We start from the raw sequence: 15,375 nt of genomic DNA, 5'->3' as shown, positions 1-15,375 counted from the left end.
GTAATGATGCCGTTAGATGCAATTTGATGTCAATAGAGCGATTCTAACTACATGACTGTAGTTCGATGCGGATTCGTTTCAAGCCTTGAAAGCCGACTACAGCTGGGGCAAGCTTAGCGACTATGGACGATCGTATCGATGCGCTCCTGGCGGATATCGAAGCCGCCGACACGGCGGCGCAGGCGCATGCCAGGAGAGGCGAATTCGGCGACGAGGTCGCCGGCCAGGCAGTCGAAAGGACGCTGCTTGAACGGCTGCGCGGATCATTGGGGTCGACGGTGCAGGTGATGATGTCCGATCGCGACATCACGGGAACCGCCAGCTTCCTCGGTCGGGACATCGTCGTCCTCGCCGGGACAGAGTTCTCCGCCATTGCGATCAGCGCCATCCGCGGACTCAGACTGACCACGAGGGTGCATCGGTTCGAAGTCGGCGGGCTGGAGCGATTGGGGATGGGATCTGCGCTGCGCCGCTGGTCAGCCGCTCATGAAGAGGTGTCGATCGACATTGTCGACCGTGCGGGAGGGATTCGCGGGCGATGCGCACTCGTCGCTGCCGACTACGTGGAAATAGCCGGCCGGATCATCCCCTTCGCGGCGATCGGTGCCGTCCACGCCCGGATCAATCCCTTCGAGTGATGCGGGCGTGATGGTGATCAGAGTCGAAGCGAGAGGGTCAGTCCTCGATGGATCCGGTTTTGATCTGGTATTCGGTGCGCTCGTACATGCGCTGGATATACGCTTCGATCTCGGATTTCTCGACCCGCCACTGGCCGCGCCCGCCGACTTTGATGGCGCGGAGATCACCAGAGCGGACCAGGGCCCGGGCTTGAGCGATCGAGACATTGAGCAGCTCGGCCACATCGGTCAGCGGCAGGAAGCGACTTTCGACGGCCATGAGGTGACTTCTCCCATTCCAGATGTCCATCTGCCACCAGATGTCCATCTGCTTGTTGATGCACTTTGCCAAAAACAATGCTTTGACATCATTTGGTGCCCTATATTATCACTGAGAAACAGTTTCTGTCAGTGAAACTTCTGCGAATCTGGAGATGCAATGGAGCTCTCGAAGCGAATCCGACGCCCCCGCTGGACCGATGCACGGCTCTTGGTCGGAGCGATGCTCGTCATCCTCGCGGTCGTCGGAACCTATCTGCTCGTCACCTCGGCGAATTCGACCACCCGAGTCTGGGCGAGTGCACGCGTGCTCGTCCCCGGTGAGGTCCTTGAGCCGGCCGACCTCAGCATTGCCGAGGTCAACCTCGCCGATCTCGGCAAGAAGTACCTGTCGGCCGATTCCGAGCTGCCGGCGAACACGAGCGTGCGCGGCGTCGTGGCGGCGGGAGAGCTGCTGGCCGCCTCGGCGGTGGCACCGCTGTCCGAACTCAAGGGACGAGTCGTGGCGATCGACGTCGCCGGCTCGGTGCCGAGCGTCGTCGACTCGGGCAGCCTCGTCGACGTCTGGGCGCAGCCGGAGCAGAACGGACTCGACGACGACGGAAGACCGCCCGAGCAGATCGTCGATTCGGCCCCGGTTGCCCATATCAATCGCGACGTCGGCAGCTTCGGGGCAGGCGACGGCGCCCGCATCGAAGTGTTCGTCAGCTCCGTTGACCTGCCGGGAGTGCTCGCCGCCCTCGACGGACGCAGCGTGCTCTCCGTCGTCGGCGCTCCATCAGTTCCGGCCGGCGAGGGCGAACAGTGATGACACAGGTCCTCCTGGCCGTCGACTTCGAATTCGACCTCATTCTCTTCGAGCTGCTCAGCGAGATCGACGACGTCACGATCGTCGCCCGCCCCGCGGACGAGGTGGAGCTGCTGGCCCACTGCCGCACCGGCGGGGCTGACGTGGTTATCGTCGGCCGTTATTTTCCTGGCCTTGACGCCGAGGTGGTCGCGGCGATCAGTGCGTCCGGGGCGAAGGTGCTCGGCTTCGGCGACGATGCGTCAGCCCTCGAGACTGTCGGCATCACTTCCATCGTGGCAACGGACGCCGACGCGACGGCGATGGCCTCGGCGATCGACGACATCCGTGCCTCCACCGTGGTTCCGCCGCGCCCTGTGACGCCTCCCGGTCCCGTCGGAGGAGCCGGAATGATCATCACGGTCTGGGGGACCGGTTCTTCTCCCGGACGCACTCTCACGGCCGTCAACCTCGCCGATCAGGCTTCCCGCCAAGGCAGACGCAGCGTCGTCGTCGACGCCGACACCGTCTCCGGAATGGTCGCATCCACTCTCGGACTGACGGAGGAATCCTCGCACCTGGCCAGTCTCTGCCGATCAGAGACGGACCCGGTGAACCGCCTCGGCCAGCATGCGGTGCCGCACGCGTCGATTCGTGAGACCTTCCATGTCGTCACTGGGCTGACCCGGCCCGAGCGTTGGCCGGAGATCCGCGCCTCCGTCCTCGAGTCGGTGCTCAAGCGATTGGCCAAGATCTACGACGTCGTGATCGTCGACGTCAGCGACCGCATCGATCCCGATGATGACCTCGCCGACCCCTTCTATGACCGGCACTGCGCCACCCGCGCCGCTCTCGAAGCCGCCGATACCGTGCTCGTCCTCGCCGCGGGAGAGCCGATAGGTCTGCAGCGTCTGGTGAAGCTCCTCGGCACACCGCGGGCAGAGGCCATCCGAGAGAAGATGCGGCTGGTGATCACGAAAGTGCGATCGAGCGCGGTCGGTCACCCCGCCGAGACGCGGATCAGAGAAGTCCTCGACCGATTCGTCCGGATCAGTCCGGACTTTCTGCTCAGCGATGACCGCTCCACGGCCGATGCCGCGATGCTCGCCGGCCGCACCCTGCACGAGCAGAACCCGAAGTCCGTCCTCGTCGGCGATCTGGCGCGGATGATCGACGAACTCCTGCCGGGTCGTCGTCGGACTCGCAGATCCGGTGGAGGACGCGAACGTCGCGGCGCCGGCCGTCGCGGACGCACGCAGAAGGTGCGGGTGGGGCAGGGGAACGGGCCGCGGGATTAGGATGAGGGGCATGGCCATTCGCTGCTACATTCCCACCACCTTGACCGCGCTGCGTTCGACGCTGACGGGCGTCCGCGCCGTCGCCCCTGATGCTCAGGGGCGCAGCCTGCGCGGTGAGGAGTTCGAATCCGCTGAATTCGACGCTATGTGCATCGCCGCCGCCCTGGCCGCGAATGCGGTGTTCGACCCCGCTGATACCGGGTCCGGCACCGAGGCGGCTCCCGAACGCCGTGTCATCGTGGCCTATGATGCCCCGAGTCCAGTCCGGCCGAACCGCTGACCGAGGGCTTCGACCTCCTCAGCCTCGGTGACGTCGACTTGACCCGAGTCGCGAGCTTCCACCTGGACGAAGACGTCGTCTGGCAGGAAGCGGTGCATCTGGCCCAGGAGAGCAGCTCCAGCGCAGCCGAGGACTACCTCGGCGCTTCCGATCTGCTGTGGTACGACTCGTCGGAACTGGATCAGCTGCTCGGCGAAGCAGGCTGAATCGACCACGATCCACGACGACTCAGACTGAACCGACGGCGACGCACAGCGACTCAGACTGAGCCGCTGAACTGACAGACGAACTTTTCAGTCAGTGCCGACGGTCGTTGAGGCTCAGACGGATTCAAAGCGGCGCAGCCGGTCGCCCAGCCGCTTCTCCAGGATCGGAACCACTGCCTGTTCGATCATCGCCCCGAACATCGGGATCGATGAGCTGATCTCAGCGTGAGCGGCCAGCTTCGTCACTGACTCGTCCTCGCGCAGAGCGAGGACCGCATCGATCTCGACTGGGACTCCCGCGGCACGTGCGGTCATGCGGATCTCGGCCTCGTCTCCCAACACATCCCCGGGAATCATGTACACCTCGACCAGCACGGTGTTGTCCGGAAGCCTGGAGGCCAGAGCCGCGGGAAGCTCGGCCTTGGGCATCGGCGTCCGCACGGTCATCTCGGTATCGGGGTCGATATATTCGGTACTGGCGTCGGAGCCGAGCTTCTCCCACACGCCGGGGTCGGCGAGTTTGGCCAGGAATGTCGACAGATCAACCGAATATTCGTGATTGAGAGTCAGAGATCGCATGGCTCCAGTCTGCCAGCGAATGAACGGTACACCACCGTATGCCGCTCGGCGTGCCTTTCTCGATATTTGGGCATAGTGTGGGGAATGACGATTCGACGTCGAATCGCGTGACGAATGCTCGTTGATCATAGAGGTGAAACAGTGACTCAGGTCTCAATTTCGAACGTTGCAGAAGAGTGGAGGAAGCAGAGGGGACAATCTGCTCCCGAGAACTTCCTCGAAGCGTACTATCCGCGATTCGAAACAGGGGCCCACGACCCCGAGGCCTACGCGGCCGCAGCGGCCCGTCACTTCGCCCTCGGCACCGAATATGACGGTAAAAGGCCGGCGGTCGCGATCTACAACCCCAGCGTCGACTCGCCGGAATTCCGCGACAACCACACGGTCATCGCCATCGTGCTCGCCGATATGCCCCACCTCGTATCCTCGATCGTCAGCGACCTCGCCGCGAACGGCAGGGCGATCCGCCGCGTCCACCACCCGATCATCACCGTCACCGGAACCGGCCCGGGAGAGAAGATCCTCTCCCCGGCAGAAGCACCCGCACTCAGCGCGGACACCGCGAGCATTCCGACGGTCTCCGAAGCCTCCGGCGACAGCGCAGACGGCGCCCCTCAGCAGCAGTCCTGGATCCGCCTCGAGATCGACCGCATCTCCGAAAGCGACTTCGACGCACTCGAAGAGCGCCTGCGCGGAGTCCTCGACTATGTGTCTGCGGCAGCCCGCGACGCCCAAGCGATGGCTGCGAAGGCCAAAGACATCGCCGTCGAACTGAACGCACACGCACCTCGCCCGGAGCTGGCCTCCGAAGCCGAATCCGCCGCCGCCCTGCTCACCTGGCTCGACGGTCACTTCACCTTCCTCGGGTACCGCGAATACGACTACACCCACGACGCCGAACACAGCAGCCTCGAACCGATCGAGGACACCTCGATGGGCATCTCGGCCCTGCGCCCCCTCGTGAAGTCACCGCTCAGCCGGGCGGTCGCGGACAAAGCCCTGGAACCGCATGTGCTGGTGCTGACGAAGGCGAACTCCCGCTCCCGCGTCATCCGGTCCTCCTTCATGGACTACATCGGCGTGAAGACCTTCGACGCCGACGGTGAGATCGTCGGTGAGCGCCGCTTCGTCGGCGTGTTCAAACCCGAGTTCTACAACGACAGCGTTCTCAACATCCCGGTCATCGACCGGAAGGTCGCCAAGATCCTCTCGGCCAGCGGATTCCCCGCCGGCTCCCACTCGGCCAACGAACTCCTCGGAGTGCTGGAGAACTACCCGCGCGAAGACCTGCTGCACGAGGGCACCGAGGAGATCTATGCCGTCGTCATGGAAATCGTCGATATGCAGGAACGCCGGGAATCCCGAGTGTTCGTCCGCACCGACCCGTACCAGCGCTTCGTCTCGGTCATCCTCTACCTCCCACGCGACCTGTACAACACCGACGCCCGCGTGCGCGTCCAGGAAGTGCTCCGCAAGTTCTACAACGCCGACAGCGTCGACTTCGATGTGCTGCTGAGCGAATCGGCGCTGGCCCGCATCCACTTCGTAGCCCGGGTCGCCCGGGACTGCGAACTGCCGCAGATCGGCGCCGATGAGGTCGAGGCCCGCATCGTCGGAGCCGTTCGCTCCTGGTCCGAAGACGTCCACGCGTTCCTGGTTCCCGCCGAAACCGGGGACTCCGGAGCCTCGCAGGCCCGGGCCGACTTGTGGTCGAAGGCGTTCCCGCCCAGCTACGGTGAGCATCACACCCCCGCCGAGGCGGTCGCCGACGTCGGTCGGTTCGAAGCCCTCGAGGCCGGCCACGGTCCGGCCGTCCGGCTCTACCGTCCCGAACAGAGCACCGACGCCTCCGTCCGACTCGTCCTCTACCGCCGTGACCGGATCAGCCTGTCCGAGGTCCTGCCCTACCTCACGGCATTCGGTGCCTCCGTCGTCGACGAACGTCCCCACGAGATCGACCTCGCAGACGGAACGCATCGCTATATCTACGACTTCGGACTCAGCTTCTCCGAAGAGCTGGCCGATGACGACTATGACCGCATCGCCGAAGCCTTCATGGCCGGCTGGGACGGCAAGAAGGAAGCGGGAGTCTTCGACCGCCTCGTCGTCGCCGGACTCTCCTGGCAGCATGTGACGATCATCCGCGCCCTGGGCAAATACCTGCGTCAGGCGGGTTTCACCTATTCCGACGCCTATGTTGGTGAGGTCTACAGCGAAAACCCGCAGATCTCGAAGCTGCTCGTCGACTACTTCATCGCCAAGTTCGATCCGGACTTCGACGACGCCGGACGCGAAGGGGCGATGTCGGAGATCGACGACGCAATCGAGTCCGCTCTCAGCGAGGTGGCCAGCCTCGACGCCGACCGTGTGCTGCGCTCCTCGCTCGAGCTGTTGCGGGCGACACTGCGCACAAACTACTACATCGACGAATCCGGTGACCTGCCCACGGCGCTGGTGCTCAAGATACGGCCCGACGAGCTCAGCTTCGTGCCGAAACCGAAGCCGGCGCTGGAGATGTGGGTGTACTCCCCACAGGTTGAAGGCGTGCATCTGCGCTTCGGCACCGTCGCACGCGGCGGACTTCGCTGGTCGGACCGTCGCGATGACTTCCGCACCGAGGTCCTCGGCCTCGTCAAGGCGCAGATGGTCAAGAACGCCCTCATTGTGCCCACCGGCGCAAAGGGCGGGTTCTTCCCCAAGCAGCTGCCGCCGATGAGCGACCGGGACGCCTGGATGGCCGCCGGTCAGGCCGCCTACGAGGTGTTCATCGAAAGCCTGCTCGAGGTCTCGGACAACCTCACCTACGGCAGCGATGACTCCAGCGTCGTCGTCCACCCGGACCGCGTCGTCCGCCACGACGGAAACGACTACTACCTCGTCGTCGCCGCCGACAAGGGCACGGCTCGGTTCTCCGATGTGGCCAATGCGATCGCCGAACGCCGAGGTTTCTGGCTCGGCGACGCCTTCGCATCGGGCGGATCGGTCGGCTACGACCACAAGGCGATGGCCATCACCTCCCGGGGTGCGTGGAAGTCCGTCGAACGACACTTCCGCGAACTCGGGCTCAACACGGCCGCCGAGGACTTCACGGTCGTGGGCATCGGCGATATGAGCGGCGACGTCTTCGGCAACGGAATGCTCCGCAGCGAGCACATCCGCCTCGTCGCGGCCTTCGACCACCGGGACATCTTCCTCGATCCGAATCCCGACGCGCCGCGCAGCTTCGTCGAACGCCGGCGTCTCTTCGACCTGCCGCGCTCGAGCTGGCAGGACTACGATCGGGATCTCATCTCAACCGGCGGCGGAGTCTTCTCGCGGTCGGCGAAGTCGATCGACCTGAGCGCAGAAGCCGCCTCGGCGCTCGGAATCGAACCCGGGAAGCGCAGCCCGGCCGACCTCATGTCCGAAATCCTCAAGGCACCCGTCGATCTCGTCTACAACGGCGGAATCGGCACGTATATCAAGGCCTCGTCCGAGAGTCATGCCGATGTGGGAGACAAGGCCAACGACGCCATCCGGATCGACGGTGCCGATGTCCGGGCGCGCGTCATCGGCGAGGGCGGCAACCTCGGTGTGACTCAGTTGGGACGTGTCGAGGCTGCACTCGGCGGTGTCGAGGTCAACACCGATGCCGTCGACAACTCTGCAGGCGTCGACAGCTCCGACCACGAGGTCAACATCAAACTGCTGCTGCGTACGCTCCTGCACAAGGGTGCCTTCGCCGCCGAGGAGCGGGAGCAGGTTCTGCACTCGTTCACCGATCAGGTCGCTGACCGGGTGCTGGCTAACAACTATTCCCAGAACGTCGTCCTCGGCGAGGCTCGAGCCCAGACCGAATCCATGTCGGGCACCTACGGCCGGATGCTCAGCTACTTGGAGAAGAACGCCGATCTCGACCGTGCGGTCGAATTCCTGCCCAGTGCCGACGAACTGGCCACTCGCGAGTTCAGCTACTATGTCTCACCCGAACTCGCCGTCCTGCTGGCTTATGTGAAGATGCACGCAGCCGATGAGGTCCTCAGCAGCACCGTGCCGGACGAGACGTGGATGCGGCGTGAACTCGTGTCCTACTTCCCGGAGGCCTTGCAGGAGAAGTACGGCGAACTCATCCCCGAACATCCCCTGCACCGGGAGATCGCGACGGCGAAGCTCGTCAACCGGCTCGTCGACCGCGGTGGACTGACCTACATCTACCGGATGTTGGAAGAGACCCCGGCCTCCGTACCGCAGATCGCGCGCGTGTTCGTCGTGGTCTCGGAGATCTTCGGACTCGACGACTTCTTCGACGCGGTGTGCGCACTCGACAACCAGGTGCCGACCGAGGTGCAGGTGAAGCTCCAGCACGACTACGTGCGCGTCCTCGATCGCTCCTCGCGCTGGCTCGTGCAGCAGGCGCCGGACAGCCTCGATGTCGATTCCGGCATCGAGATGTACGGCAAGGTCGTCGAGGCGCTCCGCTCCCGGGTCCCCGACCTCGTCGACGGCTACGATGCCGAGACCATGCAGGCCAAGGCTCAGAGCTACATCGACGAAGGCGTGCCCAGCGAACTCGCTTGGCGGTCCGCCGCTCTGCTCGACGAATTCGTGCTGCTGGACATCACCCAGCTGGCCGCCCGGGCGAACGAATCCGCCGAGGACGTCGCCGAGGTCTACTACGCCGTGAATGAGCGCTTCTCCGGTTCGCAGATTCTCACCCTCATCGGTGATCTCGACCGCAGCGACCGGTGGTCGGCTCTGGCCCGCGGATCCATGCGCGACGACTACTACGCCGCGATCCTGTCGGTGACTGGAACGGTCCTGGCCGCCACGGATTCGCCGATCTCCGGCACCCCCGACGAGCGGGCGAAGCAGCGGCTGGCCGAATGGCTCGAACGCAACGAGACGGTCGTGGGCCGCGTGTTGGAGACGACGGAGACGATCCTCGGACTCGACACCGTCACCCAGGCCCCGCTGTCGGTGCTGCTGCGCTCCCTGCGGTCGATGGTCCGTTCCTCGGCCTGGGAGAGCGAACACAACGGCTGAGCCGTTTCCGGCCGGACAGGACCGCCTCTGCGCGTGCAGACGCAGGCCGATTAAGTGGTAGCGTCTGAACATCGACATCTCAGCAGACCCGCGGTCAACGCGGGTCTGCTGATCTCACCTGGGAGGAACAAATCGTGCTCAACGAACTGCTGGCGGCCGAGGGCCTCACGGATGAGTCAGACGTCGAACACATCCATCTGCTCGTCGGAGACTGGCAGCTGTTGGCAGACCTCTCCTTCGCCGACCTCGTGCTGTGGGTGCCGTCGCCCAGCGGCGCCTACACGGTGCTGGCGCATGCCCGATCGACGACTGGGGCGACGCTGTTCAACCGGGACCTGATCGGAGCGCGGGCGACCGGTCTGGAGAAGGAGCTGCTCGACCAGGCCCGCAGCACCCGCAGCTATGTCACCCACGTCGCCGCAGCCCGAGAGATGGGAATCAGTGCGGGATCCTCCGACTTCGACATCCTCGCCGAGGCGGTGCCGATCGTTCGTCACGACGAGACCATCGCCCTCGTCGTCCGATATTCGGAAGAGGTCCGCCGCCGGGGTTCATCCCGGTTGGAGAAGTACTATCAGGAAACGGCGATGGCCCTGATGCGGATGATCGTGCAGGGGACGTTCCCCGACCGCGATGCCCCGTCCGGAGCTCGACACGGAGAACCCCGGGTCGGTGACGGCATCTTCATCCTCGACCGCGATTCGCACGTGCAGTACGCCTCTCCGAACGCCGTATCGTTGATGCACCGGCTCGGCTTCGGAGGCGAGATCGAAGGCAGCTACCTCTCCGAGGTGGTCTCGAGCCTCAGCGCAGAGCTGCGTCAGGTCGACGAGACCCTCCCGCTGGTCCTCACCGGACGCGCGCCGTGGCGGACCGAGCTCGAAGTCGGACGCACGAGTGTGTCCCTGCGCGCGATTCCGCTCACGGACGAGGGGAGCGGATCGGCGCGATCGTCCTCGCCCGTGACGTCTCCGAGATCCGCCGCCGCAAACGAGAGCTGCTCTCCCGCGACGCGATGATCAAAGAGATGCACCACAGGGTGAAGAACAACCTGCAGACCGTGTCGGCCCTGTTGCGGCTGCAGACCCGCCGCATCGACAGCCCCGACGCCAAGAGCGCGCTGACCGAGGCGATGCGCCGCGTCTCGATCATTGCCGTGGTCCATGACGTGCTCAGCCAAGGCGTCGAATCGGAGGTGGACTTCGATGAAGTCGTCGACAAGGGACTTCGACTGACACCCGAGCTGACCAGCCCCCTGGTGCACATCGAACTCAAACGGTGCGGAAGCTTCGGCACCATCTCCTCGGCCGATGCCACGTCGCTTGCCCTGGCCATCACGGAGCTGATCACGAACGCGATAGAACATGGATTCCCCACCGAGAACCTCGAGAGCCTCGAACCCGGGGAGACGCTCAACGGCCATGTGTGGGTGACTCCCGAGCGCAATGGGGACCGACTGAGCGTGACGATCGCCGACGACGGCATCGGGCTGGGGGAGACGCAGAACCCCGGCAACGGTCTGGGCACTCAGATCGTGCGCACCTTGGTCTCGGCCGACCTGGCCGGTTCGATCCAATGGCAGCCGCGCGACGGCGGCGGTACCGTTGCTGTCCTCGATGTGCCGCTGCGCCCGGACTCCTACGACTGAGCTGCGCGCCCGACCGGCTGGTTGCCGGTTCGTCCGAGCCGCCATGGGCGGTCTTCGGCCGGCGCCTGGCGGAACGCGCACGGCCGCGCACACGACTGAGCCCCTTGTTCTGACGACGATCATTCGCCGTTGGGACAAGGGACTCAGTCTTCGGTGAGGGTGCGCCTCGGAGATTCAGATATGAATTCGGCAGTTCAGGGGACTGCCACCCCTATTGCCAGCTGCTCAGCCGGCGCGGCGGGCACGAGCGGCGCGACGCTTGAGGGCGCGACGCTCATCTTCGCTCAGACCGCCCCAGACTCCGGCATCCTGACCGGATTCGAGGGCCCACTGAAGGCAGGTCTCTGCGACTTCACAACGGCGACAGACAGTCTTCGCTTCCTCAATCTGGAGCAGCGCGGGTCCGGTGTTGCCGATCGGGAAGAAGAGCTCCGGATCCTCATTGAGGCATGCTGCACGGTGTCGCCAATCCATGGTGACCTTTCGACGAATTCAAGTGAACGCGGTTGATCACGCCCGAATTCCGGGCGTGCAACTCTCACAGTCAAGGTTCACATAACGCAATTGGGCGCACAAGGGTCCGGCAGTGTGAAATTTCTGACAAGAATTTTCCCCATTGTCCTGCTATAGGGGCGATCGTGCAAATCGGTCCGCTATTCGTCTTTTCGGGTCTGTCGGGGCGTCTCCGCCTAGACTGTCAGGCACATGCAGACAGCAGGTGAATGCACACGGACTTCTCGTGAACCAATGGAGGACTCATGACCAACGATCTCGCCCAACCCCGCATCGTCTCCGTCGGCGGCCACACACCGCAGGTCGATCCGGAGGCGTTCGTCGCAGCCGGTGCCACCCTCGTCGGTGATGTGCACGTGAAGAAAGGCGCCAGTGTCTTCTATGGCTGTGTTCTGCGCGCCGAGGCTGCTCCGATCACCATCGGTGAGGACTCGAACGTGCAGGACAACACCGTCATGCACACCGACGCCGGCAAGCCCGTTGTCATCGGCGCCCGGGTCTCCATCGGCCACCAAGCTCTCGTCCATGGTGCCGTCGTCGACGACGATGTGCTCATCGGCATGCACTCCACCGTGCTCAACGACGCCCATATCGGCAGCGATTCCCTCATCGCCGCCGGCGCCGTCGTCCTCGAGGGCACGCAGATCGCCGCACGGTCCCTGGTCGCCGGTGTCCCCGCGAAGGTGCGCAGGGAGATGACCGACGACGGAGTGGAGAAGGTACGGCAGAACGCACAGTCCTATGTGCGCCTGTCGACCCTGCACAAGGACACCGCCGAGGTGGTCGACCCGAGCTGATCGGATCGGTGCCTGAGCGACTGCGGACCGGTCCAGGACCGACCTCCACCAGATCCCTAAGGAACCATTCGGTCGTTCACCAGGGGGCGTTCGCCAGCATCGTGGCGATTTGAGACAATCTGTATGTGAACACTGAATTTGATTCCACTGCAGATCGCGTCGTCATCATCGGCGGCGGCCCCGGCGGCTACGAAGCCGCGCTCGTCGCGGCTCAGCTCGGTGCCGATGTCATGCTCATCGAGGAGAATCGGTGCGGTGGTTCCGCCGTGCTCACCGACGTCGTACCGTCGAAGTCGCTCATAGCCACCGCGGAGATGATGGACGAGATCGAGCGCTCTGACGGGCTCGGAATCCGGATCGAGAACACCGAGGACACCGAGGCCGATACGCGCCGCGTGACCGCAGACCTCGAAGCGGTCAACAAGCGCATCCTCTCGCTCGCCGACGCTCAGGCCAACGACATCTACGAAGGTCTCATCCGGGCCGGTGTCAAAGCCATCCAGGGCAAAGCGACTCTGGCCGGTCGCGACCAGGTCCATGTCGTCGAATCCGGCGGCACCGAATACACGCTCGAGGCCTCGACGATCCTGCTCTCGGTCGGTGCCCACCCGCGTGAGCTGCCCACTGCGCAGCCCGATGGTGAGCGCATCCTCACCTGGACTCAGCTCTACGACCTCGACGAACTGCCCGAGCACCTCATCGTCGTCGGCTCCGGTGTCACCGGTGCCGAGTTCGCTTCGGCCTACCGGGCATTGGGCACCGAGGTGACCCTCGTGTCCTCGCGTGAAAAGGTCCTGCCCGGCCAGGACGAAGACGCGGCCGATGTGCTCGAATTCGTCTTCCGCAACAAGGGCATGAATGTCCTCTCCCGCTCCCGCGCCGCCTCGGTGACCCGCACCGACGACGGAGTCGAAGTGGTGCTCGCCGATGGTCGCCGTGTCGAAGGATCCCACTGCCTCATGGCCGTCGGCTCGATTCCGAACACCGAAGGTCTCGGCCTGGAGAAGGCCGGTGTCCGCGTCAGCGAGTCCGGACACATCGTCGTCGACGGCGTTTCGCGGACCTCGCGCGCAGGAATCTACGCGGCCGGTGACTGCACCGGTGTGCTGCCGCTGGCCTCGGTGGCAGCGATGCAAGGGCGGATCGCCATGAATCACGCGCTCGGCGACGCCGTGCAGCCGCTCAAACTGCGCAATGTCGCATCGAACGTGTTCACCGCGCCCGAGATCGCCACCGTCGGCTTCACTCAGCAGAACTACCGCGAGAACCCGACGGACATCGACACCGTGATGCTGCCGTTGGACACGAACCCGCGCGCCAAGATGCTCGGCATCGAGGACGGCTTCGTCAAGATCTTCGCGCGGCGCGGATCCGGCTCCATCCTCGGCGGAGTCGTCGTCGGCCCCCGAGCCAGTGAGCTCATCCTGCCGATCACCATGGCAGTGGAGAACCGGCTGACCGTCGATCAGCTCTCCGCCTCCTTCGTCGTCTACCCCTCCGTGAGCGGTTCGCTGACCGAAGCGGCACGGAAGCTTCACCGTCACCTCTGAATCGTCGAATCGACGATCGCAGCAAAGTTTTTCTCCGCAGCTGTCGATCCGGTCGCTCCTCGACCGTCATCATGGTGTCAGGCCGCCCGGCATGACATGAGGAACGACGAAGGAGAACGACATGAAGTACGCACTTCTGCTCATGGGACGCACACAGGATCCTGACTGCGGTGAGGACGGCGGAGCGGATCCAGAAGAATTCATGGCATTCGACAAGGAGATCAGCGAGGCGGGGATCGTCATCGGCGGCTTCGCCCTCGAAGGACCCGAACTCGGGGTGCGGGTCAGCGGATCCGGCGGCGAATCGCTTGTCACCTCGGGCCCGTTCGCCGAATCGAACGAGTTCGTCGGCGGCAGCTACGTCATCGACGTCGCCGATATCGACGAGGCGATCGCCTGGGCGAAGAAGAGCCCCGCAGCCAAGGCCGGACACATCGAGATCCGTCCGGTGTCCGACTACTGATGGACCCCGAACCCGATGCGGCCGCCCGCGTCCTCAGCGCCATCGGCGAGGAGGACTACGGGCGGCTGCTCGCGGGGCTGGTCACCCGGTTCCGTGACTTCGACCTCGCCGAGGAGGCCCTCCACGACGCCGTGCTGCGAGCGGTCGAGACGTGGCCGGGCCGGGGAGTGCCCGAACGCCCACAGGCGTGGCTGATGGCCACGGCGAAGAACCGTGCCATCGATCTCATCCGCTCCGACGAGGTGCGCACCCGGCACCTCGCCCGCCTGCGCATCGAGGACGAGCTGCGTCCGGGCGACCACGACGATCACGCGGAGCGCCTCGGCGAGGAGATGGATGCCGCGGATCTGCCCGACGAGCGCCTCGGACTGTTCTTCACCTGCTCCCACCCGACCCTGCGCGAGGACGAACGCATCGTGCTCATCCTGCGCTTCCTCTCGGGGCTGACCACCGCCGAGGTGGCCGCCGGGCTCCTCATCGAGACCGCGACGATGCAGCAGCGGATCGTCCGTGCCAAGCAGCGGATCCTCAAGACCGGGATTCCCTTCGGCCGCCCCGCGCCCGATGAACTCGGCGACCGGCTGCCCGGAGTGCTGCGCGTCCTCTATCTCATCTTCACTCAGGGCATCAACGCCACTGCAGGACCCGCACACACTCGAGTCGATCTGCAGCACGAAGCCATCCGACTGACCCGACTGCTCGTCGGATACCTGCCCGAGCAGACCGAAGCCCGTGGCCTGCTGGCTCTGCTCCTGCTCACACGGGCACGTGAGACCGCTCGTGTGACGCCGGATGGCCGGCCGGTGCCGCTGGCCGAGCAGGACCGCAGCCTATGGGACTCACGCCTCATCGCCGAAGGGACCGGACTCGTTGACGTGGCCGCCGGCGAATCGGGAGCCGGGGCCTTCACCATCCAGGCGGCGATCGCGGCCCTCCACGCCGACGCCGCGCGATTCGCCGACACGGACTGGAAACAGATCCTCGTGCTCTATCGGATGCTGTCCGACCTCGAGTCGTCGCCGGTCGTCGCTCTCAATACCGCGATCGCCCTCGGGCAGGTTTCGGGTCCCGAGGCGGCCATGAGCGCCCTCGACGAACTGGCCGACGACCCGCAGCTGCTGAGGCACAGGCCATTCCACATCGCCAGGGCCATCACGCTGGACGAACTCGGCCGCACGGCGGAGGCCGAGGACGCCTATGCCGCGGGTCTGGACTGTCCCGGCAACGATGCCGAATCCGAATACATCACTGCCCGGATCACCGATCTTCGACGGTGATCCGGGCAGGGACTTCTGTGTTCGTGACTGCTGACCTCGGGCCGGAGCGAACGGAGGCA

Annotated in this window: 13 protein-coding genes and 1 pseudogene; 11 read left to right on the top strand and 3 right to left on the bottom strand. The window is 64.9% G+C overall.

Translation table 11 applies throughout. The features are described 5' to 3' along the window. Positions 1-122: 122 nt before the first annotated feature. Complete coding sequence (locus tag BLU88_RS13575; RefSeq protein WP_092014949.1) at positions 123-638, top strand: hypothetical protein; 516 nt, start codon at positions 123-125, stop codon at positions 636-638. Positions 639-675: 37 nt separating this feature from the next. Here BLU88_RS13575 and BLU88_RS13570 read toward each other — a convergent pair whose 3' ends face one another. Continuing rightward, positions 676-897, bottom strand: a complete 222-nt coding sequence (locus tag BLU88_RS13570) for a helix-turn-helix domain-containing protein (RefSeq protein ID WP_025780784.1) — start codon at positions 895-897, stop codon at positions 676-678. 159 nt (positions 898-1,056) lie between these two features. Between BLU88_RS13570 and BLU88_RS13565 the strand changes: the two genes are divergently transcribed. Genes BLU88_RS13565 through BLU88_RS18785 form a run of 4 tightly spaced genes read left to right on the top strand, consistent with a single transcriptional unit; the run spans position 1,057 to position 3,467 of the window. Next, complete coding sequence (locus BLU88_RS13565) at positions 1,057-1,704, top strand: SAF domain-containing protein (protein WP_092014947.1); 648 nt, start codon at positions 1,057-1,059, stop codon at positions 1,702-1,704. After that, entirely contained in the window at positions 1,704-2,981 is a 1,278-nt protein-coding gene (locus tag BLU88_RS13560) for an AAA family ATPase (protein WP_197678140.1), read from the top strand. The genes BLU88_RS13565 and BLU88_RS13560 overlap by 1 nt, the downstream gene beginning before the upstream one ends. 10 nt (positions 2,982-2,991) lie before the next feature. Further along, positions 2,992-3,261: a DUF6912 family protein gene (locus BLU88_RS18790; protein WP_231939416.1), complete on the top strand. Its 270-nt coding sequence runs from the start codon at positions 2,992-2,994 to the stop codon at positions 3,259-3,261. Positions 3,262-3,299: 38 nt separating this feature from the next. Then, positions 3,300-3,467 (top strand): hypothetical protein, encoded by a 168-nt coding sequence (locus BLU88_RS18785; protein WP_231939415.1) that lies wholly within the window; start codon positions 3,300-3,302, stop codon positions 3,465-3,467. Between the two features lie 114 nt (positions 3,468-3,581). Here the strand turns inward: BLU88_RS18785 and BLU88_RS13550 are convergent, their stop codons facing one another. Continuing rightward, positions 3,582-4,046: a DUF2505 domain-containing protein gene (locus BLU88_RS13550; protein WP_092014944.1), complete on the bottom strand. Its 465-nt coding sequence runs from the start codon at positions 4,044-4,046 to the stop codon at positions 3,582-3,584. 141 nt (positions 4,047-4,187) lie between these two features. On the opposite strand from BLU88_RS13550, the gene BLU88_RS13545 reads away from it, so the two are divergent. Then, the gene (locus BLU88_RS13545) at positions 4,188-9,068 is read left to right on the top strand and encodes an NAD-glutamate dehydrogenase (RefSeq protein WP_231939414.1); all 4,881 of its coding nucleotides are present in this window, start codon (positions 4,188-4,190) and stop codon (positions 9,066-9,068) included. Positions 9,069-9,202: 134 nt separating this feature from the next. Then, positions 9,203-10,716 (top strand): annotated as a pseudogene (locus BLU88_RS13540) (sensor histidine kinase). A 225-nt stretch (positions 10,717-10,941) separates the two neighbouring features. On the opposite strand, the gene BLU88_RS13535 reads toward BLU88_RS13540, so the two are convergent. Continuing rightward, the gene (locus tag BLU88_RS13535) at positions 10,942-11,190 is read right to left on the bottom strand and encodes a WhiB family transcriptional regulator (protein ID WP_009374875.1); all 249 of its coding nucleotides are present in this window, start codon (positions 11,188-11,190) and stop codon (positions 10,942-10,944) included. Between the two features lie 284 nt (positions 11,191-11,474). Here BLU88_RS13535 and BLU88_RS13530 point away from each other — a divergent pair, with 284 nt between their 5' ends. From BLU88_RS13530 to BLU88_RS13515, 4 genes are all read left to right on the top strand, one after another. Then, positions 11,475-12,026 carry a gamma carbonic anhydrase family protein gene (locus BLU88_RS13530; RefSeq protein WP_092014938.1) on the top strand — a complete coding sequence of 184 codons (552 nt, stop codon included), beginning with the start codon at positions 11,475-11,477 and terminating at the stop codon, positions 12,024-12,026. A gap of 125 nt (positions 12,027-12,151) precedes the next feature. Next, positions 12,152-13,576: an NAD(P)H-quinone dehydrogenase gene (locus BLU88_RS13525; protein ID WP_092014935.1), complete on the top strand. Its 1,425-nt coding sequence runs from the start codon at positions 12,152-12,154 to the stop codon at positions 13,574-13,576. A 121-nt stretch (positions 13,577-13,697) separates the two neighbouring features. Then, positions 13,698-14,039, top strand: a complete 342-nt coding sequence (locus tag BLU88_RS13520) for a YciI family protein (RefSeq protein ID WP_092014932.1) — start codon at positions 13,698-13,700, stop codon at positions 14,037-14,039. Further along, positions 14,039-15,316 (top strand): RNA polymerase sigma factor, encoded by a 1,278-nt coding sequence (locus tag BLU88_RS13515; protein WP_092014929.1) that lies wholly within the window; start codon positions 14,039-14,041, stop codon positions 15,314-15,316. The genes BLU88_RS13520 and BLU88_RS13515 overlap by 1 nt, the downstream gene beginning before the upstream one ends. The last annotated feature ends 59 nt before the right edge of the window (positions 15,317-15,375 follow it).

Origin of the sequence: Brevibacterium siliguriense (assembly GCF_900105315.1) — a bacterium.
GTDB lineage: Bacteria > Actinomycetota > Actinomycetes > Actinomycetales > Brevibacteriaceae > Brevibacterium > Brevibacterium siliguriense.
The sequence above is the reverse complement of the archived record's forward strand: the minus strand, read 5'-3'. Positions and strand labels throughout refer to the sequence as shown.